Genomic DNA, 25,208 nt, shown 5'->3' with positions numbered 1-25,208 from the left:
CGGGTGTGAGAATATCTATCGCCTGAACGGTAAGCGCTTTATCCAAAGACAACGACACACTATGCACACCATCCTGAAATTGGCTCATACAGTCCTCGGTGCGTCATGATCGACGGCAAAGCTATAGATGACCTTCAATTGATAAAAGGCTAACACCAGCAGCAACCAGACCGTGATTCTATCTGAAAACAATACTAACCCTATCAAACCCAGTCCAACCAAAGCCCCCGCAATGACGCGCTGTGCAGGATAACCTTTGAGTTTATTAACCAATAGTGCGGCAAGTATTGTGTAAATCCAGAGGCCAATCCCGAGCGAACGGGAACTGTCGGTCAAAAACACAAAGATCAATGGCTGTATATGGATAGCAAAAAAAGCCATGCGAGCTTTGTTGGATGCCTGGTAAAACGCATTCGTGGAAAACGTTAAGTTTGCAATGAACCCTGCAAAAATATCAAATGCCAGGACTAAGATAACGATAATCCTCCATGCTGCTAACGCCTCCCACTCAACCTTGGTACTGGCGAACACGACACAAGTTGCTCCGACACTAAAAAACATAATCAGCAGCATTTCAACAAGCGTGGATTCTTTCCCAAAGACCTCATGAAGAGTCGATGGAATCTTAACGGTTTTCATTCCTATCTCCATTACCTGTGTGAATAACTAAGGGTTCGTTTGCAATTAACTTTGGAGTTTCCAGATTGGACCAATCTTGGAGATTGGTCCAATCTCACCAGGTTAAAAACATATGAACCCTAAGTTGTGTGATTACTTAACATAAAGGCGCTTCTCAAAAGGTAAGTGATCCAGAGTATCTGGCCTGCCCGCCTGTCGCTTGCCTTTGTGTCTGAGCGAAAATTGTTAAAACCTGCGCCGAAGCTGACTGACTTGGCCGATAACGGCGCTGAGTGTTGCTGCATATTTTAATGGAAAACGGCCGATTCTCCCTCCACCACTTTTGCTAACGCCAACGGCCGTTCCCACCTAACATCTCTTCATTCCCTAAAATCTACAACCACTTTTGTTTGCCAAACGACCCTTCTCTGTCCACCGTTTGCGCCACCCTCAACAACTTCCACAACCAACCTGCCGCTTAAAATCCTAAACCTTCGCCGCAGTCAGGCCGTTTTGCCGGGCGACTGCAATGCAAACGGCTGCACACAAAAGCCAGCGCCAGAGAGATTGGCAGCAGGTTCAGCACATCCCATCCGCCCCAGCCAAAGCGCTTCAGGTTGATGTGGTACCAAGGGCAGACAACGGCCGCTGACCATTTCATCTCAGGTTTAATCAACCCAATTGCGCGTTGATTTGTTGTAGTGCGCGCCACACCTCGTTCAGCGACGGCCGATCCGTCGGCTCCCGGCTGGGATGCGCCAGCCGCACAATACCCTGCGGGTCAATGATGAAATCGCCGCCCAATTGATGCGGGTTGCCCCGCTTGCCAAACGTTTCCCGCTTTTGCATGACAGCCCTTGTGTAATACCATAAATTGGCCGGGCTCCACGAGCGGAACACGGAAGATTCCAGCCCGTAGGCATGGTAAGCCACGCGATCCGCATCTATTAAAAACGGGAAAGGGGAGCCTGTTTCCTGCAACCAGACCTGCGACCAATACGCCGTGCCGAACGAGATGGTCACAACATTGGCCTGCAATGTCACAAATTCTGCCTGATGTGCCACAAACTGCGCCACATGATCCCGGCAAGGCAGTCAGGCCAGATGACGGAGGAAGAGGAGTAAGCAAGAACGGCCGTTGCCCCAATAATCAGCCAGCGCCACCGAACGGCCGTCGAGCGTTGCTAAGGTCACATTGAGGGCCGGTTGCCCTGTTTTCAGTCGAGCCATTTGTCACACTCCTTTTTATGGGAAGAACGGGAGACTTGGAGAATGGGAGACAGGGAGACCCTCTCCTTGTCTCCCTGTCTCCCGTTCTCCCCGTCTCTTCAAACATGCCGTGCCGCCCAGATGAGCCGCTGCACGACCGTCAGGGCGGTCAGCAACGCCATCAGGCTAAAAAGCCAGAACAGCCAGGCGGGAAAGAGGATAAACACAGTGTAAAAGATAATCGTTTCTGTGCCGCCGATGATACCAGTGGGCATGGTCACCGTTGTCAACCGATGACCGGGGATGTGGCGGCTTTTTTCCAGAATGGCCGCCAGATACATCCACGAGGCGGCGTTGACATAGAACGTCGCCAGTAAAAAGCTGAGGACGATGAGGTTTTCCGGCAACGGCCGTCCCAGAGCCAGCCCCATCGGAATCAGCGCATAGGTGGCAAAATCGAGCAAAATATCCAGATAACCGCCAAAATCACTCTGCTCCCCGGCCATCCGCGCCACCGAACCATCCAGCGCATCAAACGCCCGATTCAAAAACCAAAACAGCATTCCCAACCAATAAATCTGTTGCCACAAGGCCACCGCCGCCGCCACGCCCATCAATAAACCCAACAGGGAAAACACCCACGGACGCACACCCAAAAACCGCCGTGCCACCGGCGCAAACACCTTCTCCTTCACCAACCGCATCTGCTCATCAATCATCTCCCCATCTCCTTGTCTCCCGTTCTCCCATTCTCATCCAGTTTCTCCAAAATCGCCTTCTTCATGCTCCACTCCAGCAGGCGGGGGAATAGATGCCCCGCCACGGCCAATACCTGATTGCCCACGCCGGGAATGATGCGGCGACGGCCGTTCCGTACCCCGCGCACAATTACCTCAGCCACCTGCTCTGGCGGCATTCGCTTCGCTTCCCGGCTGTTGTCGGGGCTGTAGCGGCGGGCGTGGGCGGTGCGTGTGGGGCCGGGAAAGACGGTCAGCGTGTGGGCTGGCGGCCAAGCGACGGCAAGCGAGCGGGCATAATGGGCGACCCCATCTTTGCTGGCGGCGTACACGGCCGCTCCCGGATAGCTGGCGTAATGGGACAACGACGACAACAAGCCGACAGTGACATCATCAGTCAGCAACCCTTCCCGCGCCAACATCGCCGTTAACTGCAAAGGAGCGCGTAAGTTCACAACGATGACCCGCTCTTGCGCGGCTAACTCAACCTGCTCAAACCGGCCGACGGCGCTGATACCGGCGTTGTGGATGAGGCATTGCAGGGGGGCAAACGGCCGTATCTCTTCCACCAGCCGCGCCAAATCATCATCCTTACTTAAATCGGCCGTGATAAAGTGCGCCGTCAGCCCCGCCTGTTGCAGTTCCGCCGCCGTCACTGCCGCTCGTGTTGCGTCTACATCCACCCCAATCACCGCATACCCGGCGCGGCCAAATTCCCACGCCAATGCCCGGCCAATGCCATCCGCCGCCCCAGTAATAAGACAAGGAGACAAGGAGACAAGGAGACGGGAAGACCTTCTCCCGTTCTCCCGTTCTCCCGTTCTCCTAGTCTCCCGTTCTCCTTGTCTTCTCAAAAGCGGGTCGAGGACAACACGGCCGTTCCGCCCCGCAAACGTCAGCAGTTGATTATTCAGGCCGATGGTGGCCTGCCGTTTGTTTGGCTTGATGGCGCGGGCGATCTGGACGGCCGTTTCCTCAGCGGAGGGGAATTTGCGCCAATCCATCTTCTCCAGCGGGATGCCCAATTTGGCGTGCATGGGGGTAGCGGTTGCGCCGGGGCGGATGGTTTGCACCGCAATTTGCCCCTGCCACTCCACGCGCAGGGAGCGGGCAAACCCTTCGAGCGCCGCTTTGGTAGCCCCATACACGGCATAATCGGCAGTGGGAACGGCCGTTGCCGCCGTGCTGATGAAAGCCACTTTACCCCGCGCCGCCCGCAGCAGCGGATAGAGCGCATACGTCAGGCGAATAGGCGCGAGCAGATTGACCGCCAACAGTTCATCTATGCTGGCGGCCGATTGGGCGGCGATGTCGCCGTAATAGCCCACACCGGCATTGTGGATGAGCAGATCGAGCCGATCAAGCCTTTGTGCGGCCAAAAAGCTGGCGATTTGCTCAGCACATTCCGCTTGCGCGAGGTCGGCTTGGCAATACGTAGCGGCCGTAAACAGGGGATCGCTCAATTCGGACAACGGCCGTCGCCCCACCAATACCAGCCGCCCACTTTGCCGCGCATACAACCGCGCCAATTCCAACCCAATTCCGCTAGTCGCTCCGGTGATCAAAATAGTTTTTTCTCTATTCATCGGCTCCCTTCTCATTGGGCAACAGCCAAATTTTGGCTGTCGGCAAGTGCATATGGACTTTCTCGTTATCTCGATGGCGCCGTTGACTGGTGGCATCAGCCACCACTTCCAGCGGTGGCAAGGCCACATCGTCCGTGGCAATTTTGAAGCGGGTGTGTGTTCCGGCGTACACATGGCTCAGAATGGAACCCGGTATGCTGTTTTCACCTTGGGGGCCTTGGCTAAATTGTATGTTTTCGGGCCGAATGGTTAGCTTAACGGGGCCATCGGGCAGATGGTCGCCGTCGTCTGCCCGAAATACACCCAGACTGGTTTCTACCCGCGCTCCCTGTTTATGGCCGGGAATGAAGTTGACGCCGCCAAAGAAACGCGCGATGGGTTCGGTGTACGGCCGTTCGTAAAAATCATTCGGCTCGCCCACCTGCTGTAACACGCCGTCAAACATCAGGGCGATGCGGTCAGCCAAAATCACCGCCTCCTCCTGATCATGGGTGACGACGATGGTCGTGATGCCCAACTGCCGCTGGAGGTTAAAGATGAGGTCGCGCATTTCGTTGCGCAGATGGGCGTCCAGATTGGAGAGCGGCTCATCGAGCAATAGCACTTTGGGCTGGACGATGAGCGCCCGCGCCAACGCCACCCGCTGCTTTTGCCCGCCGGAGAGCTGATGGGGTTGGCGACGGCCGTAACCGGGCAAACGCACCAACTCCAACATCTCGGCCACGCGCCGCTCAATCACCGCTTTGGTCTCGCCGCGCATTTTTAGGCCAAAGGCCACATTGTCGGCGACGCTCATGTGGGGAAAGAGCAGGTGGTTTTGGAAGACCATCACTGCGCCTCGTTGCTCGGCGGGGATGGGCAGGATGGAACGGCCTTCGAACAAAATGTCGCCGCTGGTGGGGGTCAGCAATCCGGCAATCATCTTCAACGCCGTCGTCTTGCCACAGCCCGACGGCCCCAACAACGCCGTAATCTGCCCGCCCGGCATTGTCAACGACAAATCCACCACCGCCGCCGCCTGCTGATTCCCATACCGCTTATTCAACCCAACCAACTCTACTTCCGTCAAAATCCCATCTCCTTGTCTCCCAGTCTCCCGTTCTCCCCCTCTCCCTCAAACCATCGCCACATTTCGCCCCGTGAGATACCGCGCCGTCAACAAAAAGAGCAGCAGCGCCGGGGCAATAAAAAGCAAACTCAGCGCGGCCGTAATCGCATTGTCGCCGCTGTTGGCGAAGGCAAAGAGCAGCACCGGCAGGGTAATCATCTGCCCGCCGCCGATGATCAGCGTCAGCAGGTATTGGCTCCACGAGATGAGGAAGGCGAACAGCGAGCCGACCATCAGCCCCGGCCAAATAGCGGGCAGGGTGATGTGACGGAAAACCTGTAACGGCCGTGCGCCCAAGGTTCGCGCTTGCCCTTCATAATCGAGGTCGTAGTTGGCAAAAGCGGCCGTCAGCACCAGCACCATGTAGGGCATGACCGGCACCAAATGCACCAACACCACGCCCAGCCAGGTGTCGGCCAGCCCTACGCGCAAAAAGGCGATGTGGATGCCCATCACAACGGCGATCATGGGCATGATGGCCGGGGCGAGGATGAGGAAGAGGACGGCCGTTTTGCCGCGAAACTCATACAAGCCCAATGCCCGACCAGCGGGCAAGCCAATCAGCGCCGATAGCGCCGTCACCGCCAGCGCCACCGTCACGCTGTTGACCATCGCCTTGTTCACCTGCGAGGCTGGCGAAGCCAGATACGCCCACGCCCGCCAACTCCATTCGGTTGGTAGAACGGCCGGGAAAAACCAACGATGGGCAAACGACCAGATGACCAGCGGCACAAGGGGCGCGACTACACCGAGCAGAATGAAGACAAGGAGAACGGGAGACGGGGAGAACGGGAGACGGGGAGAACGGGAGAACGGGAGAACGTCTCCCCATCTCCTTGTCTCCCTGTCTCCAAGTCTCCCCATCTCCTTGTCTCCAAGTCTCCCCGTCTCCTTGTCTCCCGTTCTCATAACCGTTTCCAGAGTAAATAGGCGATTAGCAACAGATCCAGCAGATGCTCCAACAGGCGGAAGGTACGGCCGTGATGGGCGGTGTCCCAATAGCTGATGGGAGAGCGAAAGCGGGTGTGCCAATCGAGGGGAAAGGCGACTGCTGGTCCGTCGTCGGCGTGGGTGAAGATGTCTACGGCCGTATGCCCGGCACAACCCACCGCAAACCAAAAGAGCCAATTCCCCCAGCCGGTACGCCGCCAGCCGTAGCCAATCAGCCCCAACGCCAGCAGGGGCAGGGGGGCGTGCAAGCTGTTGTGCGCGGCAATCCACCACGGATTGTGGAAGTAGGGGTCGTTATAGGTGTGGCTACAGCGCGTTTTGTCGGGCAAATGGGGGCGCACAAACCGCCGATCCAGCACATAGCCCACACTGAGCAAGCCCAACGGCACATCCGGCGCAACGGAGCCAGCCAGCAAAGCCGCCCGCTTATCACGAGAGAATTTGCGCCCGAAAACGGCCGTTATCAACCCATGCGAATACGTCTGCACTACCCTCTCCCCCTCTCCCCGTCTCCCGCTCTCCCGTTCTTCTTCCGTCGTGCCAACACCGGCCGCGCATACCGCGCCTTCTCCTGCACCCCATAGACCAGCAAATCGCGCAGCGTTAAATCGCCAAAAAAGTGCGCCTTATACGCCCCACTCCGCATAAAGCCCGCCCCCGGTTTGAGCAAACTGAGGCGCAATTTGTTCTTGGGCAGGTAGGTTTTGCCATCCAGCAACGCCAAAAACGGATCGGCAATCCAATCCAGCGAGCGGAAGATGTGGTTGATTTCGGCAACGGCCGTTGCCACCGCCGCCTCATCGGCCACATCCACCCCCTCCATCATCCCATCCACCCGCGCCGCCACTGCCTCAAATTCGGCATAACCCCCGCCCACCAGCTTCAGCGTCACCAATTGGTCCACATACGCCTGCCGGTCATCACCGGCTTGCGCCCGCATCATGTTCAGCTTCACCAATTCCGTATACGCGCCCAACAGCCACATCACCGCATACACCTGCCACAACCGATAATCACGGAAGGCGCGGTAACTGTTCGCCACCAGCCGGTCGGCAGAGCGGACGAAATTTTGCGTCACGGTTTGCACATCGGCAAAGGCGGCGGCCGAGTAGTCGCCCGTTTCTTGGGCTTGCAGGAGGCGATTGGCGAGGAGGAAAACGGCCGTTAACGTCGTATACAGCCCCTTCGAGTACAGCGGGTCAATAAACCCGGCGGCGTGCCCCATCAGCGCCCAGCGGTCGCCCACAACTTGCGTCGAGGTGTATTGCAGACGGCCCGCCCGCGTCCAATCGCGCACGGCGCGGGCGTTGGCAAACTGCGCCGCAATGGTGGGATAGTGGGCGATGAAGGCATAGAACTCCTCTTCGGCCGTCAGTTCCGGGCGCGGCGGGTGCTGGCGTGGGTCGAGCAGCAGCCCCACACTGCACAGCGGATTGGTAGATTCGGCATGGTTATCGAACGGGATCACCCACAGCCAGCCGCCATCAAAAACGTGGTGCAGTGTCCCTTCGGACATGCGGAAGGGCAGACCATACTGCTCCTGCGAACCGCCAATCTCATGGTAGCAGGGGACGTTGATCATATGGGTGAACATCCCCCGGGCATGGGTTTGCAGGTCGAAATCGCGGACGCCGAATTTTTGCGCCAGAATGGAGCGAAAGCCGCCCGCGTCTACGACGTATTGCGCTGTCACCGGCTCTCCTTGCGCCGGGATGATGGTCACGTAATCGTCGTGGAGGGTGATGTCTTGTACGGCCGTGTTCTGGTGGATGGTGGCGCCGTAGGCAACGGCCGTACTCATCATGAAATAATCGGTATCCTGCCGGTACAGGTGCAGCTCATGGCCATGCGGCTCTTTGGGAATCACCGCCTGCAAGGTGTGGCGAATATCATGCGGTTGGCCGGGCTGATGGTGCAAAAAGCCAAAGTGCCGCTTGATGCCGTGCGTCGTCCCGGCAAACGGCAAGAAATTCTCCGTGCTGAAGTAAGCCAGCTCCGGCACATCATAAAAATGAGCCAACGCCCGCATCATCTCCGACGTTTCCAGAATCAGCGATTCGCCAATGGCAAAGCGCGGGTGCGCCTTTGCCTCAAACACCACCACCCGCTGCCCATGCCGCGCCAAAATCGCCGCCAACGCCGATCCGCCAATGCCAGAGCCGATGATGGCTATATCGTAGTTTGTTGTTGTCATAGTCACTCATTCATTTCCAGACAAGGAGAAGGGGAGACTTGGAGACCCTCTCCTTGTCTCATGTTCTCCAGTTCTCACGGTCTGCTTTTAGAAAGTTGCATGTAAACCAAAATCAACATCGTAATCAGCGCGGCGATGATGATGCTTAACGCCATTGCTTCGGGCCGGGCATTCAGGTCTACATCGGTGTAGAGCCGGTAGGCCAGCACCGGAAGGGCGGATGGGTAGCGTGCGCCAAGCAACAGCGGCACTTCAAACGCGCCAAAGGTGAAGGCAAAAACCAGAATGGAGGCCGACAAGATGCTGGGGCGTAAGAGTGGTAATAGCACAAATCGCCATCGTTGCCACTGGTTGGCCCCCAATGTTTGCGCCGCTTGCTCATAATCTTCGCCAATGGTTTGCATGGCCGCCAGCAAAATGATGCCCATAAAGACACTGCTCTTCCACACGTATTCCAGAATAATGCCGATGGCATACGGATCAAATACCAGCGCCGGAAAATCGGCCGGAACCTGAATTAGCCCCAGCGTATGTCCCAACCGCGCCAGAAAGCCGCTCTGCGAAAAAAGAAAGAGGATGCCAATGGCCCCCACCAGATGGGGAATGGGCAGGTTGGATTGAAAGATAAAGGCCGCCACGCGCTTGCCGCGAAAAGCGCGGCGCAAAGTAAGGGCGGCAATAAGAGCGAGAAGGGTGGATACGGCCGTACTCACCCCGGCAATCCACACCGTCAACAACAACGAACGGCCAAACGCCGGGTCATTAAACACCCGTCGATACGCCTCCAAGCTCAATTCACTCATCCCACTACCCGGTACAGTACCTAAACTTTGCCGCAACGCCAACCACAGCCCTCCTCCAAACAGCAAAATGATCACCATTAGTGAGGGCGCAAGCATAAGTAGGATTGAAAACTTTTTCATAGCACAGGAGAGTAGTGAGGAGAGGTCGGAAACCATCCTTCACCTTGTCACCTTGTCATCTCTGCAACACCCATTCCTGCCAGCCTTGCTCAAACGCCGTCAGCCAAGGTGCTTGTAGTTCTGGCAGGCGGGCGGCGGCCAGCTCTTCGGTAGAGAGGGTGGCTGTGCCACGCGGGATGGCCGCAAATTGGCTCTGCCAATCGGCCGATAATAACGCCGGGTCGAGAACGGGCAGATCGCCCCAATTTTCCGGTTGGGCTTTGCTTAATTGCGCTTCCGGCGAGAGCAGGAAGTTGGCGACAACCATCGCCGCCGCTTTGTTGGGGGAGTTATAGGGGATGGCGACGTAGTGGGTGTTGGCGATGGTGCCGCTATCGAAGACGAAGGTCCGGGTGGTGGTGGGGTAACGGCCGTTCTCCACCAAACTACTCGCCTCGGCCGGGTTGTACGCCATGTCAAAGCTCACTTCGCTGTTGGCAAACAGATCAATCTGGCGGGCGCGATTTTCCGGGTAGGTTTGCCCTTCGCGCCATAAGAACGGCTCAATCTCGTTTAACAACGCCCAGCAAGCGGCCGATTTTTCGTCAAACACCGCCTGATCAAATTCGCCCAGCAGGGTTTCGTAGCCACCGGCGGCGTGGTAGCAGATGTGGCGCACAAAGGCGCTGCCGGTGAAGTCGGGCGGCGCGGCGTAGGTGAATTGGCCGGGATTGGCCTTAATCCACTCGATTAGCGCGGGGATGGTGCGTGGCGGTTCCGGCACGCGGGCGCTGTCGTAGATCATCACAAATTGCGCCTTGCCGTAGGGGGATTCGTAGCCGTCTACGGCAAAGCCAAAGTCGTTGGCAACGCTGGGATCAGCCCAATTGACATAGGCGGCGCTGGGCAAAAATTGGGACCAATTGCCGTAGAGCAGATCGCCTTGCCGCATGGTGCGGAAGTTCTCGCCGTTGACCCAGACCAAATCTACAGTGCCGTCGCTGTCGCGCCCGGCCTCTTTTTCGCCCAGCACTTTGTTGATGTATTCGGTGGCATCAACGATGGGCACCATGTTCAGGGTGATGCCGTATTGCTCCTGTACGGCCGTTGCCACATACCCCGTCACCCAACTGTTAATCAGGTCACTGCCACCCCACATATAAAAATTGACTGTTTGCCCTTCGGCCTCAGCCAAAATATCCGCCCATGTTTGCCCTTCATAACCGGGTGGCGGCGCGGCCCCTTCCGGCGCGGATTCAACAATGGTTGTGACAGGGGTAGATGGGGTGGGTTCGGTAACGGCCGTTTCCCCCCCACACGCCGCCAACGACAGAATGAGCAACAATAACGCTATTTTCTTCATACCAACTCCTTTTTTGAAGAGAACGGGAGACTTGGAGACGGGGAGAACGGGAGAAGGTCTCCAAGTCTCCAAGTCTCCTTGTCTCCCTGTCTCCCGTTCTCCCTGTCTATCTTTGCCAACTAAGCCATTTCGCAAACAACTTCGCCACCGTCGGCGTAAAGCGGGTGCGATTCCAACTATCGGCCGCTTTCTTGATGATTTCCGCCTGCGTGGGGTACGGGTGGATGGTTTGGGCAATCGTAGATAACCCGGCCCCAGCCATCATCGCCGTCGTGATTTCACTAATCATCTCGCCCGCGTGGCGGGCGATAATCGTCGCCCCGACAATTTTATCCGTTCCTTGGCGGACGTAAATTTTGACAAAGCCATCATCGCTATCGGCGCGGCCTCGATCCGTATCTTCCACCTGAAAGGCAAAGGTGTCCACCGCGATCCCTTGCGCCTCCGCATCATAAGCGGACAGCCCGACATGGGCGACTTCCGGGTCGGTGTAGATCGTCCACGGGATGATCAGGTCGCTGTACTTTTTGCGCCCCAAAAAGAGGGCATTTTGCACCACAATGCGGGCGGTGGCATCGGCCGTGTGCGTAAACTGGGCTGGGATTGCCACATCCCCCGCGCCGTAAATGGCCGGATTACTCGTTTGCAGGCGGTCGTTGACGGTGACGCCCTTCTTGGTATAGGCCACCCCCGCCGCTTCCAAATTCAACCCTTCAATGTTCGGGCGACGGCCGGCGGCCAGCAAAATCTCATCCACCGCCAGCGTTTCGGCCTGCCCGGCGTGGGTGAAGGTGATGATTTTCTCGCCCCCCACGCGCTCGATTTTTTGCGTCTGGCTTTCGAGGAAGAATTGGATGCCATCCGCCGCCAGTGCCGTGAGGATGAGTCCGGCGGCTTCGGGATCACGTTGCGCCCCGACAACGGCCGTAATATCAAAAATAGCCACCTCACTGCCAAAACGGGCAAACGCCTGCCCCATCTCCAACCCAATCGGCCCTGCACCGATGACGGCCAGCCGTTTCGGGAGCGCGGTCAGTTCAAACACCCCTTCGTTGGTGATGTAGCCCGTCTCTTGCAGGCCGGGAATGGGGATGAAGGCGGCGCGAGCACCGGTGGCGATGACTGCTTTGCTGAAGGTGATGGTACGGCCGTCTACCTCAAACGTATGCTTCCCCGTAAACTGTCCCTCGCCTAGATACACATCTATGCCCAAATCGCGGAAGCGTTGCGCCGCATCGTGGTGGCTGATGTCGGCGCGAATGCGGCGCATCCGTTCCATGACGGCCGCAAAATCCACCGTCACCTCGCCCACATGCACACCTAATTCAGCCGCCCGGCGAATGTCGCCCACCGCTTTGGCCGAGCGCAAGATGGTTTTGGACGGGACACAACCGGCGTTCAGACAGTCGCCGCCGAGCAGATGCTTTTCCACGAGGGCGACCTTCGCCCCCACACCGGCCGCGCCCACTGCGGCCACCAATCCCGCCGACCCGCCACCGATGACGAGCAGATTGTAACGGCTGTCTGGCGTCGGGTTCTGCCAGTCGGCCGGATGCGCATTCTGCACCAGCACCCGGTTATATTCATCAAAAGGGGCAACCTCAATTCGCTTAACCATTACTCCCGTTCTCCTTGTCTCCCGTTCTCCCCGTCTTCCCCTCTCCCCGCTTCCCGCTTTTTCACATAGCGCGACAGAGCCAGACTGACCCCAATGAGCAGCACAGAGGCAACGGCCGTTGCCGGATTGACCTGAATCTCCCCCGCCAGCAGCTCATCCAGCGTGCCAAACGACGCACCCAGCAGGACAAAGGAGATGGTACCCGGAATCGAGCCAATCGCCGTTGCCGCCAGGAACGCTTTCCAACTAATTTTCAGGAAGCCAGAAGCGTAGTTGACCAAATCATAGGGCAGGAAGATGAGGCGCATAATCAGGACGGTTTCAAAACTGTTGTCGCGCATCCGCTGGGTATATCGTTGGATGACCCCGGCGTCTTCTTCCTTGTTCAGTACATTTTTGCCAAAGAACCAGCCCACGCCAAAGGCCACCATCGCCGAGGCATTGCTGCCGATAATGGTGTAAATGATCCCAATTGGCCCAAAAAGGAAGCCGCCGAGCAGGGTGAGGATGGTGGCGGGGAAGAAGAGCAACGGCCGTATCGCATACAGCACCATATACAACAGCGGCCCATAGACACTGCCGGTCACCCAATTGGCGATGTTGGTCACGCTTTCTTCAAGGGTCAGTCCATTTTGGCGGGCATAGGCATAGTAACCGCCTACCACCACCAGCCAAAAGAGCAGGGCGGCAATTTTTGTGCCGTGCTTTTGCCAGAAACCCGGCGATTTTGCTTGTTCCATGTGTGAATCAACCATAAAAACTCTAAGTCTCCCGTTCTCCCAGTCTCCCCTTCTCCCCTTCTCCCAGTCTCCCGTTCTCTCAAACAGAGCCAGTCCAGCCGATTGTGTGCCAATAGGTGAGTTTCGGCAATGGTTGCGCGGCGATCCCTTAAAAAACGTACATATTGCAACTATATGGACAAGATTTTGGCTGCGTGTCGTGTATGAATTCTGGTTGCTTTCAACCACCCATCGGCTGACTTTGGCCGCCAACCAACGGCCGTTCCGCCACACCACCTTGCCCACAAAACCCACAGACACAGCCCCTTGGGGTCAACTTAGGAATGGCACTTAAATAACTTGTCCATTTGCTGTGGCCTGTCAGCAGACCGGCCACAGCGGGTAAGTTAATTAACTCTTGTTCCTTAGCTGCCAGGTCGCTCGCATATCAGACAATGCTCTCCCTTTCTTTTCTAGTCAGTGAAGTCAGCAAGTAGATGAACTTCTCAAGTGTCGTCGCTAAAATAGTACAATACCTATTGAATTGTTACATTTGTCACATTTTCCTGTGATAGATGTCACTGAACCTTGCCACCAACACAGGCATATACTCCCAGTGAAGTTATTTCAATAGATACTGAATCTTTTCTGCCTGACGACAGCTCCGACAGGCATTTGGGGTGAGATCATGAACATGGAAGATATGGAAAACGAACTAGTGCCAGAAAACATGACGGCCGTTCTCAAGGCCCTCTCTGACCCCAACCGCCTGCGTATTTTCGCTGCGCTGCTGCGCGGTACATCCTGCAATGGCTGGTTGACCGAGGAATTGGGATTGCCCGCCAATCTCCTTTCCCACCACCTGAAGGTGCTGCGCCAGGCCGGGTTGGTGCAAGATAGGCGTGACGCCGTGGACGGCCGTTGGATTTATTATCAAGCCGATGTGTCCACTCTAGCCGCGATACATCAATGGCTGGGTGACTTCCTAAATCCAACCCGCGTCACCTTGCAAATGCATCTGTGCGGCCCGGAAGGAACCGCTGGTCACGACCCAGAAATTGACTTATTCGCCGGCACCACCGGCGCAAAATACAAAACTGATTGAGGAGCAGTATTGATGTCCACAACAACAGAACAAATCACCACTTCACAACCCAAACAAGGCTGGAAGCTGCCGACTCTGGTTATTGCCCTGGCCGTTCTCTGGTGGCTGGCCTGGGGCCAACTGCAAAACTTTGCCGACTGGCTCACGTACACCGTCATCGGTTTGTCGCCCTTGTCCCACCTGGGGCAGTCGGTCAATTTTTTCTTTTACGACGTGCCCAAAATTCTCATGCTGCTGGCCGGCATGATCTTCCTTATCACCATGGCCCGCTCTTTCTTTACCCCGGAACAGGCGCGGGCGGCGCTGGGTGGCAAACGCGAAGGCGTAGGCAACGTCCTGGCCGCCAGCTTGGGTGTCATCACGCCCTTTTGTTCCTGCTCGGCCGTGCCCCTGTTCATCGGCTTTGTCGAGAGCGGCGTGCCGCTGGGCGTCACCTTTTCCTTTCTCATTGCCACGCCCATGGTCAATGAAATCGCCTTAGCCATGCTTTTTGGCATGTTTGGCTGGCAAATCGCCGGGCTGTATATGGTCAGCGGTCTGCTCATCGCCATCATCGGCGGCATGATTATTGGCCGGTTGAAACCAGAACGCTACGTGGAAGATTTTGTCTGGCAGATCAAAGCCGGACCACATACAGGCGTCACCTACAAGCCCACCTGGGACGACCGCATCCGCGATGCTGGCGGCAGCACCAAAGAAATCGTGGGCAAGGTGTGGCCCTACGTCATTATAGGCATTGGTATCGGCGCCGCCATTCATGGCTTTGTGCCGGAAGATTATCTCGCCAACATTATGGGGCGCAGTTCGTGGTGGGCAGTGCCGGCGGCCGTTTTGTTAGGCATCCCGCTTTATTCCAACGCCGCCGGCATTATCCCGGTGGTCTCCGCCCTGATGGCCAAAGGCGCGGCGTTGGGCACGGTGCTGGCCTTCATGATGTCGGTGGTGGCCCTCAGCCTGCCGGAGATGCTCATATTGAAGCGCGTAATCAAGACGCCCCTGATCATGATGTTTATCGGTATCGTTGGCACGGCAATTGTTTTCACCGGCTATCTCTTTAACTTTATTGTTCGTTAATGCAGATTGGTCCAAACACCACCGGCTGCACCTTTGGCAAGGGTAACATCAGCAAAGACCCCAAAGGCAAACTGGCATTGACGCTGATTGACAAGGCGCACAAGAAAGCGGTGCACGTGGCCTATAAACCGACGCTGCAAAAGCAAATCAAGGAATCGGCCTTCATGCAGAAGCGCTCGGCTGGCGTACCGCCGACGCAAATCCCGGAAGCGGAACAGTTGGAACTGGTCAATCTAATCTGGGACGCGCCAGCAGAACAAATCATGACGGTGGGACCAGTAGTGGCTTACGACTGGCAGGAACCGGCGGAAATCATTCGTTTTGCCGTGTGCACCGGCTGCGGTGAGCTGGTAGCCGAGCCTTACCTTCGGTTGGTAGAAGGCCAGCCGCTTTGGTTGGACTGTGCCGGTTGCACAGCACCATGAACGAGTTGAGCGCCATGTTTTACCTGGTGAACGCCGTTGTCGTCTTTTTCTTTTCAGGACTAATGGCGATGGCCGGCCTGGGGGCGGCGTTCCTCTTTGTACCGTTGTTTTATTACATGGGCGTGCCGCTGGCTGAGGCCACGGCCGTTGCCCTTCTTCTCAATGTGGTCAGCCTGATGTTTGCCTCTGTCAACTACTGGCGCAGCGGGCTGGTGAATTGGCGGCTGGGGCTGCCGGGGCTGATAACGGCCGTACTCCTGGCCCCCTTTGGCGCGCGACTGACGCCCTATGTAGACCGTCGTCTGCTGCTGGGACTGTTTGCCGCCTTTCTGGTTTTTGCCGGAGCCATGATGCTCTTTTACAGACCGAAACCGTGCGAAAAAACATTAAGTCGGGGTGTGGAAGTGGGCGTTGGCGGCGCTGCCGGTTGTTTCGGTAGTCTGTAGGAGCCACCATGTTATACGTCGTCATCACTATCATCTTGTTTACCCTCTCGTTTGTCGCCGGCATGAAGGGACTGGGGGTGGTCCCCATCGCCACGCCGGTCCTGGGGCTGTTCGACCTATCGTCGCCGACCGCTGCGTGGGCTGCGGGCTGTGCGCCATCTCCTGTGGGCGGGGCGTCTATAGCTTTGATTACGAGCGCAACGTGCCGGTCGTGGTGCAGCCGATGATGTACATGATCGGCTGCACCCGCGAAGCCATCGAGTTCCCTGCCGCTGACTACGTGCGGCAGCTCGTCCGCGACGAAAAGCTGCTGCACCAGAGCAAAGAGATGCCGCGCACCTACTGCGAGAAGTATAATACGGCTCAAGGCGAACCGACCACGTAGAGATTGGTCCAATCTTGGAGATTGGACCAATCTCACCAACAGGGAAAACCTGTGAAAGAGATTGTCATCTTACCGGCAGCCAACTGCCGCCGCAGCCAGAAAGTGCTGCCCTACCTGGACGAAAATCAGGTTGCGTATACACCCATTGACCTGGAGACGGAAAAAGGGCAACAAATGATGGCTGAATATGAGCTGCGCTCATCGCCGGGTATTTTGGTGGATGGCGTGTTGGTCAATCAATTGAACATCCCGAAAGCGTCATCTTGTCGCATGAAAGAAACGGCCGTTCACCGCCTGTTTGAACTGGAGAATTCCGCATGTTAATTCAGATTATCGGCGTGGGCTGCCCCCGGCGCGCGTCATCCCCGTTTTGGGGGAACTGCCGGAGATTGGATTGGCAACGGCCGTTACCGATTTCATCTGGACCGCTTTTGTTTACCACGAAGTCGAGGGCGATTTAGCCGCTGAAATGCTGCGCGTCGCCCGTCCTGGTGGATGGGTCGCCATTTTAGAATGGCGGCCCGATGCCGCCGACCAATCTGGCCCGCCCGGCGACCACCGCGTCTGGCCGGATCAAATCAAACAGGCGCTCCAACAGGCCGGTTTCAGCCAAATTACAGAAGCGTGGCGCGACGCCAACGCCTACCTGATCAGCGCGTATAAAGGATGAATGATGAAGAAAAAAAATAGAAAGATAAAGTGGTATTTTGTTATTCTGCTGCTGCTTGGCTTGCTGATAAGCACAACGGCCGTTGCCCCCTCCCCCAGCCACGCCCAGGAACAACCCACCGTCAAAGCCGTCATGTTCTGGATGGAAGGCTGCGGCCACTGCGCCTGGGTCAAAGAAAATGTGCTGCCGCCGCTGGCCGAGAAATATGGCGACCAGTGGCAGCTAGAACTGATTGAACTGACCAACGCCGAAGAGTTTGATCACCTGTTTGACCTGGGCGCGGCCCTGGGCGCACCGCGAGAAGCCATTGGCGTGCCTTTTCTTTTAATAGGCGACGCCGTTCTCATTGGTTCTGCCCAGATTCCGGCCGAATTACCCGACCTGATTGAGCGCCATCTGGCGGCGGGCGGCGTCGGTTGGCCGCAGGCGCCGGGGCTGGAATGGTTTCTGCCGGAGTTAGAAACGGCCGTTCCTGTAGAAACGGCCGTTGCCCCAGCACCGGCCGCGTCCCTGCTCACGCCAGAGAATTTACCCCAGCCGGCAGCCACAGCCGCCCCACCCGCCCGTGACGGCTTTCTACTGGCGGTGATGATCCTCATTGGCATGGTGTTGGCGCTGGGTTATACGGCCGTGCGCCTGTGGCAGGCCAGACAGGGGAAAATAAGGAAGCCGCCCCCGACCTGGATCCAGACCGTGCTGCCCATTCTGGCTGTGCTTGGCCTGGGCGTGGCCGCTTACCTGGCCTACGTGGAAACCCAGGCCGTCGCCGCCGTCTGCGGCCCGGTCGGCGATTGCAACGCCGTGCAAACCAGCGAATACGCCTATCTCTTTGGCATCCCCATTGGCGTCCTGGGTGTTCTGGGCTACGTCGCCATTCTGGCCGCCTGGGCCTGGGGCCAATGGCAGGGTGATAAGCGGGCAGCGCTGGCCTTGCTGGCGATGAGCGCTTTTGGCGTGTTCTTCTCCATCTACCTCACCTACCTGGAACCCTTTGTCATCGGCGCGGTCTGCGCCTGGTGCCTGACTTCAGCCGTACTGATGACGCTGCTGTTGCTGATAAGCGTGGAAACGGCCGCGCCCCATCTACAACCCGCACCGTCCAGCCATTCACGCCGCCGCTAAACCGGGGAACCTGCCTGATGGAAATTGATACCACCATGGCCGGCTCATCGCTTTTGGCCTCGTCTTTCTCGGCGGCATTGTCACCAATATTGGCCCCTGCAATATCGCCATGATTCCGCTGCTGGCAGGCTAGGTCGGCGGTACGACAACGCCCACGCGCGGCCGTGCTTTGCCCTTTTTCTGGGCTTCGCTGTGGGGCTGGCGACCACGTTTATGATTCTAGGCGTGACGGCCGCGCTGCTGGGCAGCGCCTTTACCGGGCTGCATAGCTGGGGCTACGAACTCGTCGCCATTGTCTGCTTTGCCCTGGCGCTGAATATGCTGGGAGCGCTGGAAATCAACGTCCCAGGCACGGAGTCGGGGCGTGCCCATCGTCCTGGCCGGGACGTTTACGGCGGCGCTAAAAGGGCGGTGATGGAGGCACAAGTCGGCGCACGGAACCTGGACGGATCTTGATGGACACGACCCACCGCCAGCAGCCTTTAGCCAATTTGCAGCAGATGACTGAGATGGTGGCACGCGCTCAAAGGCAAACAAAAGGGCTGCGACAAACGGCCGAATTGTACTACCACCGCGCTCACTATCTGGCGGCGCAAATTGACGCCCTGTCCGCCAACCGGCTGCGCCACGAGTTGAACCTGCCCGAAGTCAGCAACGCCTCCCCAGTGCGCTCCGACTCTCGCCTGTCACGGCAAAACTTTGGCGTAGACACCACGAGCTGTACGCGGCCGGGAACCTGGTGTTGTGCCGGATGGTGTCGGAGGCGGCATAGACACCCAGGAAGATTGTCTGAACAGTCATATCAATCCCGTTGCATTTGTCACTAACACCACGCTGTTCTCAATTATATACTTCGATGGTTGTCGAAGTGATTTTGCGGAACTACAGTCTGTGTAGCAGGCACATTATTTGGAGATAAGTATGTTGCAAATCAAAGTATTAGGTCCAGGCTGTTCCAACTGTCAAAAAGTAGAAGCGGCCGCCAAAAATGCAGTAACCACTCTGGGGGTTGAAGCTGAAATCATCAAGGTCACTGATTACGGACAAATCATGGCTTATAACTTATTGTCCACGCCAGGACTGGTAATCAATGAAAAACTGGTCGCTGCCGGCCGCATCCCCAAAGATGCGGAAGTGATTGGTTGGGTCAAAAGCGCACTGGCCGCTGGTTAGCCAGGTCTTAGCGCCGCCGAAAACTGCGTCCAGAAACGGGGGCATTAGTGGCACCTTTGAGTATAACGGCAAGGTGATCGCATGAATAGTAAGCCAACACTCTGGGGGGAAATTGACGAGCAAGGAAGATTGATCTTGCCGCCAGAATTGGCAGTGCAGTACGGTTTGCAGCCAGGCGCCAAAGTGCGCCTGGAAAACAGCGGCAACCAGGTACAAATGCACCGACCCGTCACCCATCTGACCAAGGTGTACGTCGAGCCAACCGACGCCTGCAACATCGCCTGCCGCACCTGCATTCGCAACAGTTGGGATGAAAGCCTGGGTCGCATGAGGCAAACCACGTTTGACCGGATTGTGGAAAATGTGCAGCGGCTCTCGCCAATTCCCACGATTTTTTTCGGCGGGTTGGGGGAACCGCTGTTCCACAAACACACCATAGAGTGGATCGCGCAGGCGCACGCAGCCGGGGCGCGCACCGAACTGATTACCAACGGAACCATGCTCACGGAAAAGCGGTCCCGGGAGTTGATTGACGCCGGACTGGACGTGATCTGGGTTTCCATTGATGGGGCGACGCCGGAAAGTTACGCCGACGTGCGTCTGGGGGCCGAACTGCCCAAAGTGATTGCCAACCTATCGCGCTTCCGTAAAATGCGCCAGGGCAGCCACAGACCACACCCAGAAATTGGCATTGCGTTTGTGGCCATGGCTCGTAACATCCACGATTTGCCCGACGTGCTGCGGATCGGCCGTTCCCTTGGGGCCAAACATTTCTCGGTGAGCAACGTCATGCCCTATACGGCCGAGATGCAGACAGAGATGCTTTACACCCATACCCTGCACGACCTGACTTACATGGATTCGCCCTGGCACGCCAAACTGAGCCTGCCACGTATGGACCTGACTGAAAAGACGCAGGCTGCCTTTTTCCGGGCGCTGCAAAGTGGTTACAATGTTACCTTTGCCGGGAATAGTCTGGGCGGGGCCAGCGACGTGCAATTTCATCGAAAGCGGTACCGTTTCTATTGGCTGGGACGGTGGCGTCAGTCCTTGTTGGCCGCTGATGCACACGCACACCAGCTACCTGCATGGTAAGCCGCACCAATCGCGGCGGCACGTTGTCGGCAATGTCAACGAGCGGGACCTGTTGGACATCTGGCTGGACGATGACTATGTGACGTATCGGCAAAAAGTGCAGAGCTTTGCCTTTGCGCCTTGCACTTTCTGCGGTGGTTGTGAGCTGTCGGAAGCAAACGAAGAGGATTGTTTTGGCAATGAATTTCCGGCCTGTGGTAGTTGTTTATGGGCACAGGGTGTTATTCAATGTCCTTAGAATGGCACTTAAATAACTTATCCATTTGGCCGATGGGGCCTCTTCTGGGGTCCCCCCGTTTTAGTAGACACAGATAATGGTCATACCGCTAACGCCTGTTTTTGATAACTGGCTTCGTAGGCTTGCGGACTCACGTATCCTAACGCAGAGTGCCGATGCTGTCGGTAGCAATTGCCAGTCCCGCTCATGCTCGCCTTGACCTGACAAGCCTGAAGCAATCGTTGAAATTCCTGACTGGTGTATTGACTGCCTCGGTCGGAGTGAAACAAAAGGCCTGCTTGGGGCCGACACTGCCGCCAAGCCATCTGAAAGGCATCTCTGACCAATTGCGCGGTCATCCGGGCATTCATCGCCCAGCCCACGATACGGCAGGAATAGAGGTCAATCACCACAGCCAGGTACAACCAGCCAACGGCCGTCCAAACGTAGGTGATATCCCCACACCATTTTTCCGCCGGCTGGCTGGCGCCGAAATCCTGAGCCAGTTGATTAGGCGCAGCAGGCTGACCGCTTGTGCTTTGAATAACTCTGGATATTCTCCCATTTGTTTTTTCATTGGTTACCTCCAAAACAAGTGGACTCAATTTGTCTCTTGTGTGTGTCCACTTTTTTGGGGAACCCCAATATTCACCTCGCCGAAATCATTCACCAGCACCGCCATGCGCAGGCCGTGGTCGCCGTGCAGGATGTGGTTGAGCAGCGTCGTCTTGCCCGCGCCGAGGAAGCCGGTAAGGATGGTGATAGGAATTTTAGTATCCATAGGTTATTTTGATTGCGGATTGCGGATTGCGGATTTCGGATTGGCGGGCTGTTTGTTAACCGCGTCCCTCACTCGCCACCCGTTGCCTACCGGCTTTCCCGAAACGTAACATGCCGCCTTAACGTGGGATCATACTTACGCAGCTCCAGGCGTGCGGCCGTATTGCGCCGGTTCTTCTGGCTGTAATAGGTGTAACTGCTCTCCGTGCTGCGCAGCTTGATAAGCTGGCGCGGCCCTTTTTTCTTAGCCATTGGTCTCTCCTTTGAGAGCTAGAGCGAGAGCGAGAGCTAGAGTAGACTTCTTCCTCTAGCTCTAGCTCTCGCTCTAGCTCTAGCTCTAGCTCTCGCTCTCATAAAACGTCTTTTAAGGCCAGCCCTTGCTGCCGCAAATAAGGCATCAGGCCGACTTTGTCCACCGTGCGCATGGCGCGGGTGGACATCTGGATGCGCACGCTGCGCCCCAATTCGGGGACGTAGATTTTTTTGCTTTGCACGTTAGGTTTGAAAACACGCTTCGTCTTCCTTTGCGAAAACGAGACGTTGTTGCCGCTCATCGGTTTACGGCCGCTCAGTTTACATTTTGCCATGTTGTTTCTCCTGATAATGGGTTGGTTAAGTTGGCGAGATGGTTGGCTAACCAACTCGCCAACCATCTTCACTGACTACGGACCAAATCGGTCCAGTACCGGCGCATAGACGGCGTTGCAGCCGTCGGGCCGCGAACAGCCTGTCAACGACAATTAGAAATGCCCATCAACGACAATTAGAAATGCCCATACCGTTCCCATAAAAACACGCCCCGACAAGCCGTCAGCCAGCCTGCCAACCACCACCATAGGCCCTCCTTAATGCTTCCCATCTGTCACCATATCTCATTGAGCCACACGGCCGTTTCCTCCAACCGCGCCAGCGTCAACCATACGACTTACCAACATACCGCTTGTACAAAACGCCATGCACCCGGCGATAGGCATACCACAGTCCCATCTGCCGCCGCCGCTCCTTGCGGAAAGACACAGGTCCATACAACGGGCCATGCCCGCGACAGATTGCGCCGCTGTCCACTGCAATAAGCGGAAGGCCGACGCCGTTTCCAACCAGGCAACCAGGCGGGTGACTCCACCGAGCACACAGGCACGGGTCGGGATAACAGAACAAGAGTTGGTCTCGGATTTCTGGCGTCATTTTTGCCACGATTTTCTCCCCATGAAAAGTTGCCCTACGCCCACCTCTGGTCGCAGCGCCGCCTGACTCCGTTGCGCCTCTTCCATGCGCATACCTGGATGTCTCGCCCAAACTCAATGATGATGCTATGATGCACCACCCGGTCTATGGCGGTCGCCGTCGTCAATGGGTCCTTAACATCTTGTCCCACCCGAAAAGACCAGGGTGAGGGGTAATCACCAGACTGTGCCGCTCATACCGCTCGCTCAAAAAGGTGAACAACACCTCCATCTCTTCCCTTGACTCTGCTGCACATAGCCAATATCATCCAGAATGACCACCCCAAACCGGTCTAAACGCCGCAGTTCTCGTTCCAGTTCATATTCCTGGTTAGCCCGGCAACAGCCGCCCCACCCCAGCTTGAAGGTCGGCGTAAACAGCAACCGAAACGGCCGTTTTCACCACCAACAGATGCTCACTGATCGCCGCCAGATGCGTTTTGCCCGTGCCCGGTAAACCAAAGCACAACACATTCTGGGCCTGATTGACAAAGTCCCCGGCCTGCAAAAAGGGTAACCGCCGCCGGATGCGCAGCGGCAAGCGGCCTTCGTCAAAAACGGCAAACGTTTTCCCGGCGGCAGCTTGACCCAGCCGCAGACGCTCAATGCGCCGCTGCTGCCGCGTCGCCACCTCCTGTTCCAACAAGTGGGCCAAAAAGCATCCAGCGGCCAGTTATCCAGTTCGCGCAGCGCATCCTTCCTCAAGCGCCGCTGCCATCGTCGGCAGCCGCAGCGTCTTGCAATGCAGCCGCACCATCTCGCTCTGATTCATGCCTGTCGTCATGCCCACCGCCCAGCGCGCCACCGCTCAGCGCGCTACCGCTCAGCGCGCCACCGCTCAGCGCGCCACCGTTCAGCGCCACCGCTCAGCGCGCCACCGCTCAGCGCGCCACCGCCGACCAACAACTGGTCGTACAGGCGCGCATCCACCACCGGCTGCGTCAGCGCCGGCACGACTGCCGTTTCCACACGCAGGAGTTCGGCCACATCCACCTGCTCCACGTCTGACCGGTGGTCAGCAGCAGCTCCAAAGCCGCCGCCACATCACACTCCAGATGACGCGCCGCCAGATGCAGAATCCGCAATAAGCTAAATCGGCCTGGCGTGGCGCATACTGCCGGTCCAGCGCCTCCCACGCCTGCCGAAAGACGAGCGAGGGGAACAACTCGTCCTGATACCGGTAGCGGCGAAAGCCCCCGGTTTGCGCAGCAAGCCGGTCAATGATGCGCGGGCGGTAATCACCCGGCGGACTTATTGCCAATGAGCCGGGCGGTCGGTCTACCAGTCGACCGGGCGTAATAAATCTCCAACGACCACCGTGTGGATAAACCACCGTCACCATTTTGCCGATGAGCGACGGGCAGCACAGAATAAGTCTTCCAGTACTCGAACGAGGTCGCCCTGACTGGACGCGCAGCCGCAGTTTCCGCTAAAGTTAGCCAGCGGCGTGGCTTGACAACGGCCGCATCACCGCCACTTTCCGCGCAATCCCATCCGCGCCGTTTGTTGCGCTTGTCCATGATGTCAAACAAAAGGGTCTCATACACCGCCAGGCTGGCGAAATCGCGGTCGCCACGCAGCAACAACTGCTGCGCCACCGACTGTTTATTGCCGTTGCTCGATTCCACATCCCCATCCTCCCCGTCAGACGCACCCAGACAACGTCTGCGGCGCCAGGCCACAGCGGGCCAGCAGCGCCAGATACTCATCGGTGTACGGCCGCTCGCGTCCTCTTCATCACTGCGCAAGCGGGCGGTTGCCGCCGAACTGTTGTCTGTCTGGACAATTTGCGTACCTAGCCCAATTTCAGCAATGCGCTTTGTAAGCCCAGGCGCACCGCGCTCAACGATTCCTTACCGCGTCACGCCCCCATTCCCAGTTGGAATAAGGCAGGACGCTGTGGATGACATGTGTTTGAACGGTTGTCCCTCCAGCGTCACTCTAGTTCGGTCATCCAGGTGCTGTCCAACTGCATCATCTCGCCTGGCTCCCGTATCTGGTCCAGACTGGCCGTTTGCTCTTGGTTCAGCGCCCGCCAGGTCGTGACACGTCGTTGCAGGGTACGCAGTTGACCCTCCCGGTATTTGCCCGGCTGCTGTTCGCACAGCCAGTTGAACAATGTCTTAGCTTCCAACTCGGGGCCGCGGTCAGCATTTTCTCTAACATCGGCCACCAGCAGCAAGCATCCGGTCGTGTCTGTACGTCCGCGCTTTCTAGTTGACGGGCAGCAAACCCGACTGCTCGTATTTGCTGGACTGTTTTGCGGCCGCGCAGATTGGCTTTGGCCGCCTCCCGTTCCTGATTCTTACCCCTTTTTCGTTCACGCATAGCAATCCCCACTTGTGCGTCGGTGGCTGTCATTGCTTTTACTCCTTAAGCATAAATGTCAGGAGCTTAGCCGCAGTCACGTTGACGCCTTCAACTGGGCATTTCCCTAATTGTCGTCAGTGGGTAATTCTGGTTCGTCGCTGGTCCGAACAGCCTTCTA

At 57.1% G+C, this 25,208-nt stretch carries 34 protein-coding genes and 1 pseudogene; 13 read left to right on the top strand and 22 right to left on the bottom strand.

Going from position 1 to position 25,208, the window contains the following annotated elements:
* Window positions 1-84: 84 nt before the first annotated feature.
* The 13 genes from IPM39_28700 to IPM39_28640 all read right to left on the bottom strand — a co-directional run bounded on the left by IPM39_28700 (window position 85) and on the right by IPM39_28640 (window position 13,041).
* Window positions 85-639: a hypothetical protein gene (locus IPM39_28700; protein MBK8989995.1), complete on the bottom strand. Its 555-nt coding sequence runs from the start codon at window positions 637-639 to the stop codon at window positions 85-87.
* A gap of 457 nt (window positions 640-1,096) precedes the next feature.
* The gene (locus IPM39_28695) at window positions 1,097-1,279 is read right to left on the bottom strand and encodes a hypothetical protein (GenBank protein MBK8989994.1); all 183 of its coding nucleotides are present in this window, start codon (window positions 1,277-1,279) and stop codon (window positions 1,097-1,099) included.
* 11 nt (window positions 1,280-1,290) lie between these two features.
* Window positions 1,291-1,683 carry a redoxin domain-containing protein gene (locus tag IPM39_28690; protein ID MBK8989993.1) on the bottom strand — a complete coding sequence of 131 codons (393 nt, stop codon included), beginning with the start codon at window positions 1,681-1,683 and terminating at the stop codon, window positions 1,291-1,293.
* 263 nt (window positions 1,684-1,946) lie between these two features.
* Window positions 1,947-2,546, bottom strand: a complete 600-nt coding sequence (locus tag IPM39_28685; protein MBK8989992.1) for a CDP-alcohol phosphatidyltransferase family protein — start codon at window positions 2,544-2,546, stop codon at window positions 1,947-1,949.
* A complete protein-coding gene (locus IPM39_28680; protein MBK8989991.1) occupies window positions 2,543-4,150 on the bottom strand; it encodes an SDR family NAD(P)-dependent oxidoreductase in 1,608 nt (535 codons plus the stop codon). The genes IPM39_28685 and IPM39_28680 overlap by 4 nt, the downstream gene beginning before the upstream one ends.
* A complete protein-coding gene (locus IPM39_28675; protein MBK8989990.1) occupies window positions 4,143-5,138 on the bottom strand; it encodes an ABC transporter ATP-binding protein in 996 nt (331 codons plus the stop codon). Before IPM39_28675 ends, IPM39_28680 begins: the two co-directional genes overlap by 8 nt.
* A gap of 126 nt (window positions 5,139-5,264) precedes the next feature.
* Complete coding sequence (locus tag IPM39_28670) at window positions 5,265-6,122, bottom strand: ABC transporter permease (GenBank protein MBK8989989.1); 858 nt, start codon at window positions 6,120-6,122, stop codon at window positions 5,265-5,267.
* Window positions 6,123-6,163: 41 nt separating this feature from the next.
* Complete coding sequence (locus tag IPM39_28665; protein MBK8989988.1) at window positions 6,164-6,697, bottom strand: DUF4184 family protein; 534 nt, start codon at window positions 6,695-6,697, stop codon at window positions 6,164-6,166.
* Window positions 6,697-8,403 (bottom strand): tryptophan 7-halogenase, encoded by a 1,707-nt coding sequence (locus IPM39_28660; GenBank protein MBK8989987.1) that lies wholly within the window; start codon window positions 8,401-8,403, stop codon window positions 6,697-6,699. Before IPM39_28660 ends, IPM39_28665 begins: the two co-directional genes overlap by 1 nt.
* 74 nt (window positions 8,404-8,477) lie before the next feature.
* On the bottom strand, window positions 8,478-9,326 hold the full coding sequence (locus IPM39_28655) for an ABC transporter permease subunit (protein ID MBK8989986.1): 849 nt from the start codon (window positions 9,324-9,326) through the stop codon (window positions 8,478-8,480).
* 55 nt (window positions 9,327-9,381) lie between these two features.
* Window positions 9,382-10,668 carry an ABC transporter substrate-binding protein gene (locus IPM39_28650; protein MBK8989985.1) on the bottom strand — a complete coding sequence of 429 codons (1,287 nt, stop codon included), beginning with the start codon at window positions 10,666-10,668 and terminating at the stop codon, window positions 9,382-9,384.
* Window positions 10,669-10,774: 106 nt separating this feature from the next.
* Complete coding sequence (locus IPM39_28645) at window positions 10,775-12,286, bottom strand: mercuric reductase (protein ID MBK8989984.1); 1,512 nt, start codon at window positions 12,284-12,286, stop codon at window positions 10,775-10,777.
* A complete protein-coding gene (locus IPM39_28640) occupies window positions 12,286-13,041 on the bottom strand; it encodes a TVP38/TMEM64 family protein (GenBank protein MBK8989983.1) in 756 nt (251 codons plus the stop codon). Before IPM39_28640 ends, IPM39_28645 begins: the two co-directional genes overlap by 1 nt.
* Window positions 13,042-13,693: 652 nt before the next feature.
* Between IPM39_28640 and IPM39_28635 the strand changes: the two genes are divergently transcribed.
* The 13 genes from IPM39_28635 (at window position 13,694) to IPM39_28575 (ending at window position 20,738) form a co-directional block, all read left to right on the top strand.
* Window positions 13,694-14,110: a winged helix-turn-helix transcriptional regulator gene (locus tag IPM39_28635; GenBank protein ID MBK8989982.1), complete on the top strand. Its 417-nt coding sequence runs from the start codon at window positions 13,694-13,696 to the stop codon at window positions 14,108-14,110.
* A gap of 12 nt (window positions 14,111-14,122) precedes the next feature.
* Entirely contained in the window at window positions 14,123-15,184 is a 1,062-nt protein-coding gene (locus tag IPM39_28630) for a permease (GenBank protein MBK8989981.1), read from the top strand.
* Window positions 15,184-15,609, top strand: coding sequence for a hypothetical protein (locus tag IPM39_28625; GenBank protein ID MBK8989980.1), 426 nt, complete (start codon window positions 15,184-15,186; stop codon window positions 15,607-15,609). The genes IPM39_28630 and IPM39_28625 overlap by 1 nt, the downstream gene beginning before the upstream one ends.
* A complete protein-coding gene (locus tag IPM39_28620; GenBank protein ID MBK8989979.1) occupies window positions 15,606-16,055 on the top strand; it encodes a sulfite exporter TauE/SafE family protein in 450 nt (149 codons plus the stop codon). The genes IPM39_28625 and IPM39_28620 overlap by 4 nt, the downstream gene beginning before the upstream one ends.
* Window positions 16,006-16,440: a 4Fe-4S binding protein gene (locus tag IPM39_28615; GenBank protein ID MBK8989978.1), complete on the top strand. Its 435-nt coding sequence runs from the start codon at window positions 16,006-16,008 to the stop codon at window positions 16,438-16,440. Before IPM39_28620 ends, IPM39_28615 begins: the two co-directional genes overlap by 50 nt.
* Before the next feature lie 51 nt (window positions 16,441-16,491).
* Window positions 16,492-16,764: a hypothetical protein gene (locus IPM39_28610; GenBank protein ID MBK8989977.1), complete on the top strand. Its 273-nt coding sequence runs from the start codon at window positions 16,492-16,494 to the stop codon at window positions 16,762-16,764.
* Window positions 16,739-17,110, top strand: coding sequence for a hypothetical protein (locus IPM39_28605; protein MBK8989976.1), 372 nt, complete (start codon window positions 16,739-16,741; stop codon window positions 17,108-17,110). The genes IPM39_28610 and IPM39_28605 overlap by 26 nt, the downstream gene beginning before the upstream one ends.
* Window positions 17,111-18,232 (top strand): vitamin K epoxide reductase family protein, encoded by a 1,122-nt coding sequence (locus IPM39_28600; protein MBK8989975.1) that lies wholly within the window; start codon window positions 17,111-17,113, stop codon window positions 18,230-18,232. It abuts the gene before it with no gap.
* Window positions 18,233-18,445: 213 nt separating this feature from the next.
* Window positions 18,446-18,688: a hypothetical protein gene (locus IPM39_28595; protein ID MBK8989974.1), complete on the top strand. Its 243-nt coding sequence runs from the start codon at window positions 18,446-18,448 to the stop codon at window positions 18,686-18,688.
* Complete coding sequence (locus IPM39_28590; GenBank protein MBK8989973.1) at window positions 18,688-19,059, top strand: hypothetical protein; 372 nt, start codon at window positions 18,688-18,690, stop codon at window positions 19,057-19,059. The genes IPM39_28595 and IPM39_28590 overlap by 1 nt, the downstream gene beginning before the upstream one ends.
* A gap of 94 nt (window positions 19,060-19,153) precedes the next feature.
* The gene (locus tag IPM39_28585) at window positions 19,154-19,405 is read left to right on the top strand and encodes a TM0996/MTH895 family glutaredoxin-like protein (GenBank protein MBK8989972.1); all 252 of its coding nucleotides are present in this window, start codon (window positions 19,154-19,156) and stop codon (window positions 19,403-19,405) included.
* Window positions 19,406-19,486: 81 nt separating this feature from the next.
* Window positions 19,487-20,500: a radical SAM protein gene (locus IPM39_28580; GenBank protein MBK8989971.1), complete on the top strand. Its 1,014-nt coding sequence runs from the start codon at window positions 19,487-19,489 to the stop codon at window positions 20,498-20,500.
* Window positions 20,469-20,738 carry an SPASM domain-containing protein gene (locus IPM39_28575; GenBank protein ID MBK8989970.1) on the top strand — a complete coding sequence of 90 codons (270 nt, stop codon included), beginning with the start codon at window positions 20,469-20,471 and terminating at the stop codon, window positions 20,736-20,738. The genes IPM39_28580 and IPM39_28575 overlap by 32 nt, the downstream gene beginning before the upstream one ends.
* Before the next feature lie 80 nt (window positions 20,739-20,818).
* On the opposite strand, the gene IPM39_28570 is transcribed toward IPM39_28575, so the two are convergent.
* The 9 genes and pseudogenes from IPM39_28570 to IPM39_28530 form a co-directional block, all read right to left on the bottom strand.
* On the bottom strand, window positions 20,819-21,322 hold the full coding sequence (locus IPM39_28570) for a DDE-type integrase/transposase/recombinase (protein MBK8989969.1): 504 nt from the start codon (window positions 21,320-21,322) through the stop codon (window positions 20,819-20,821).
* Window positions 21,323-21,360: 38 nt separating this feature from the next.
* Window positions 21,361-21,498 (bottom strand): annotated as a pseudogene (locus IPM39_28565) (GTP-binding protein).
* Between the two features lie 86 nt (window positions 21,499-21,584).
* Window positions 21,585-21,749 carry a 50S ribosomal protein L33 gene (rpmG, locus tag IPM39_28560; GenBank protein MBK8989968.1) on the bottom strand — a complete coding sequence of 55 codons (165 nt, stop codon included), beginning with the start codon at window positions 21,747-21,749 and terminating at the stop codon, window positions 21,585-21,587.
* Between the two features lie 98 nt (window positions 21,750-21,847).
* On the bottom strand, window positions 21,848-22,084 hold the full coding sequence (rpmB, locus tag IPM39_28555; GenBank protein ID MBK8989967.1) for a 50S ribosomal protein L28: 237 nt from the start codon (window positions 22,082-22,084) through the stop codon (window positions 21,848-21,850).
* A gap of 967 nt (window positions 22,085-23,051) precedes the next feature.
* Window positions 23,052-23,375: an ATP-binding protein gene (locus tag IPM39_28550; GenBank protein MBK8989966.1), complete on the bottom strand. Its 324-nt coding sequence runs from the start codon at window positions 23,373-23,375 to the stop codon at window positions 23,052-23,054.
* Window positions 23,376-23,536: 161 nt separating this feature from the next.
* Window positions 23,537-23,707 (bottom strand): hypothetical protein, encoded by a 171-nt coding sequence (locus IPM39_28545; GenBank protein ID MBK8989965.1) that lies wholly within the window; start codon window positions 23,705-23,707, stop codon window positions 23,537-23,539.
* Window positions 23,708-23,735: 28 nt separating this feature from the next.
* The gene (locus IPM39_28540) at window positions 23,736-23,981 is read right to left on the bottom strand and encodes a hypothetical protein (protein ID MBK8989964.1); all 246 of its coding nucleotides are present in this window, start codon (window positions 23,979-23,981) and stop codon (window positions 23,736-23,738) included.
* On the bottom strand, window positions 23,959-24,348 hold the full coding sequence (locus IPM39_28535) for a hypothetical protein (protein ID MBK8989963.1): 390 nt from the start codon (window positions 24,346-24,348) through the stop codon (window positions 23,959-23,961). The genes IPM39_28540 and IPM39_28535 overlap by 23 nt, the downstream gene beginning before the upstream one ends.
* Window positions 24,349-24,656: 308 nt before the next feature.
* Window positions 24,657-24,854, bottom strand: a complete 198-nt coding sequence (locus tag IPM39_28530; GenBank protein MBK8989962.1) for a hypothetical protein — start codon at window positions 24,852-24,854, stop codon at window positions 24,657-24,659.
* Between the last annotated feature and the right edge of the window lie 354 nt (window positions 24,855-25,208).

Origin of the sequence: Candidatus Leptovillus gracilis (genome assembly GCA_016716065.1) — a bacterium.
GTDB classification, from domain to species: Bacteria; Chloroflexota; Anaerolineae; order Promineifilales; family Promineifilaceae; genus Leptovillus; species Leptovillus gracilis.
Note: the sequence above shows the minus strand (reverse complement) of the source record. Positions and strands in the feature narration are given on the sequence as shown.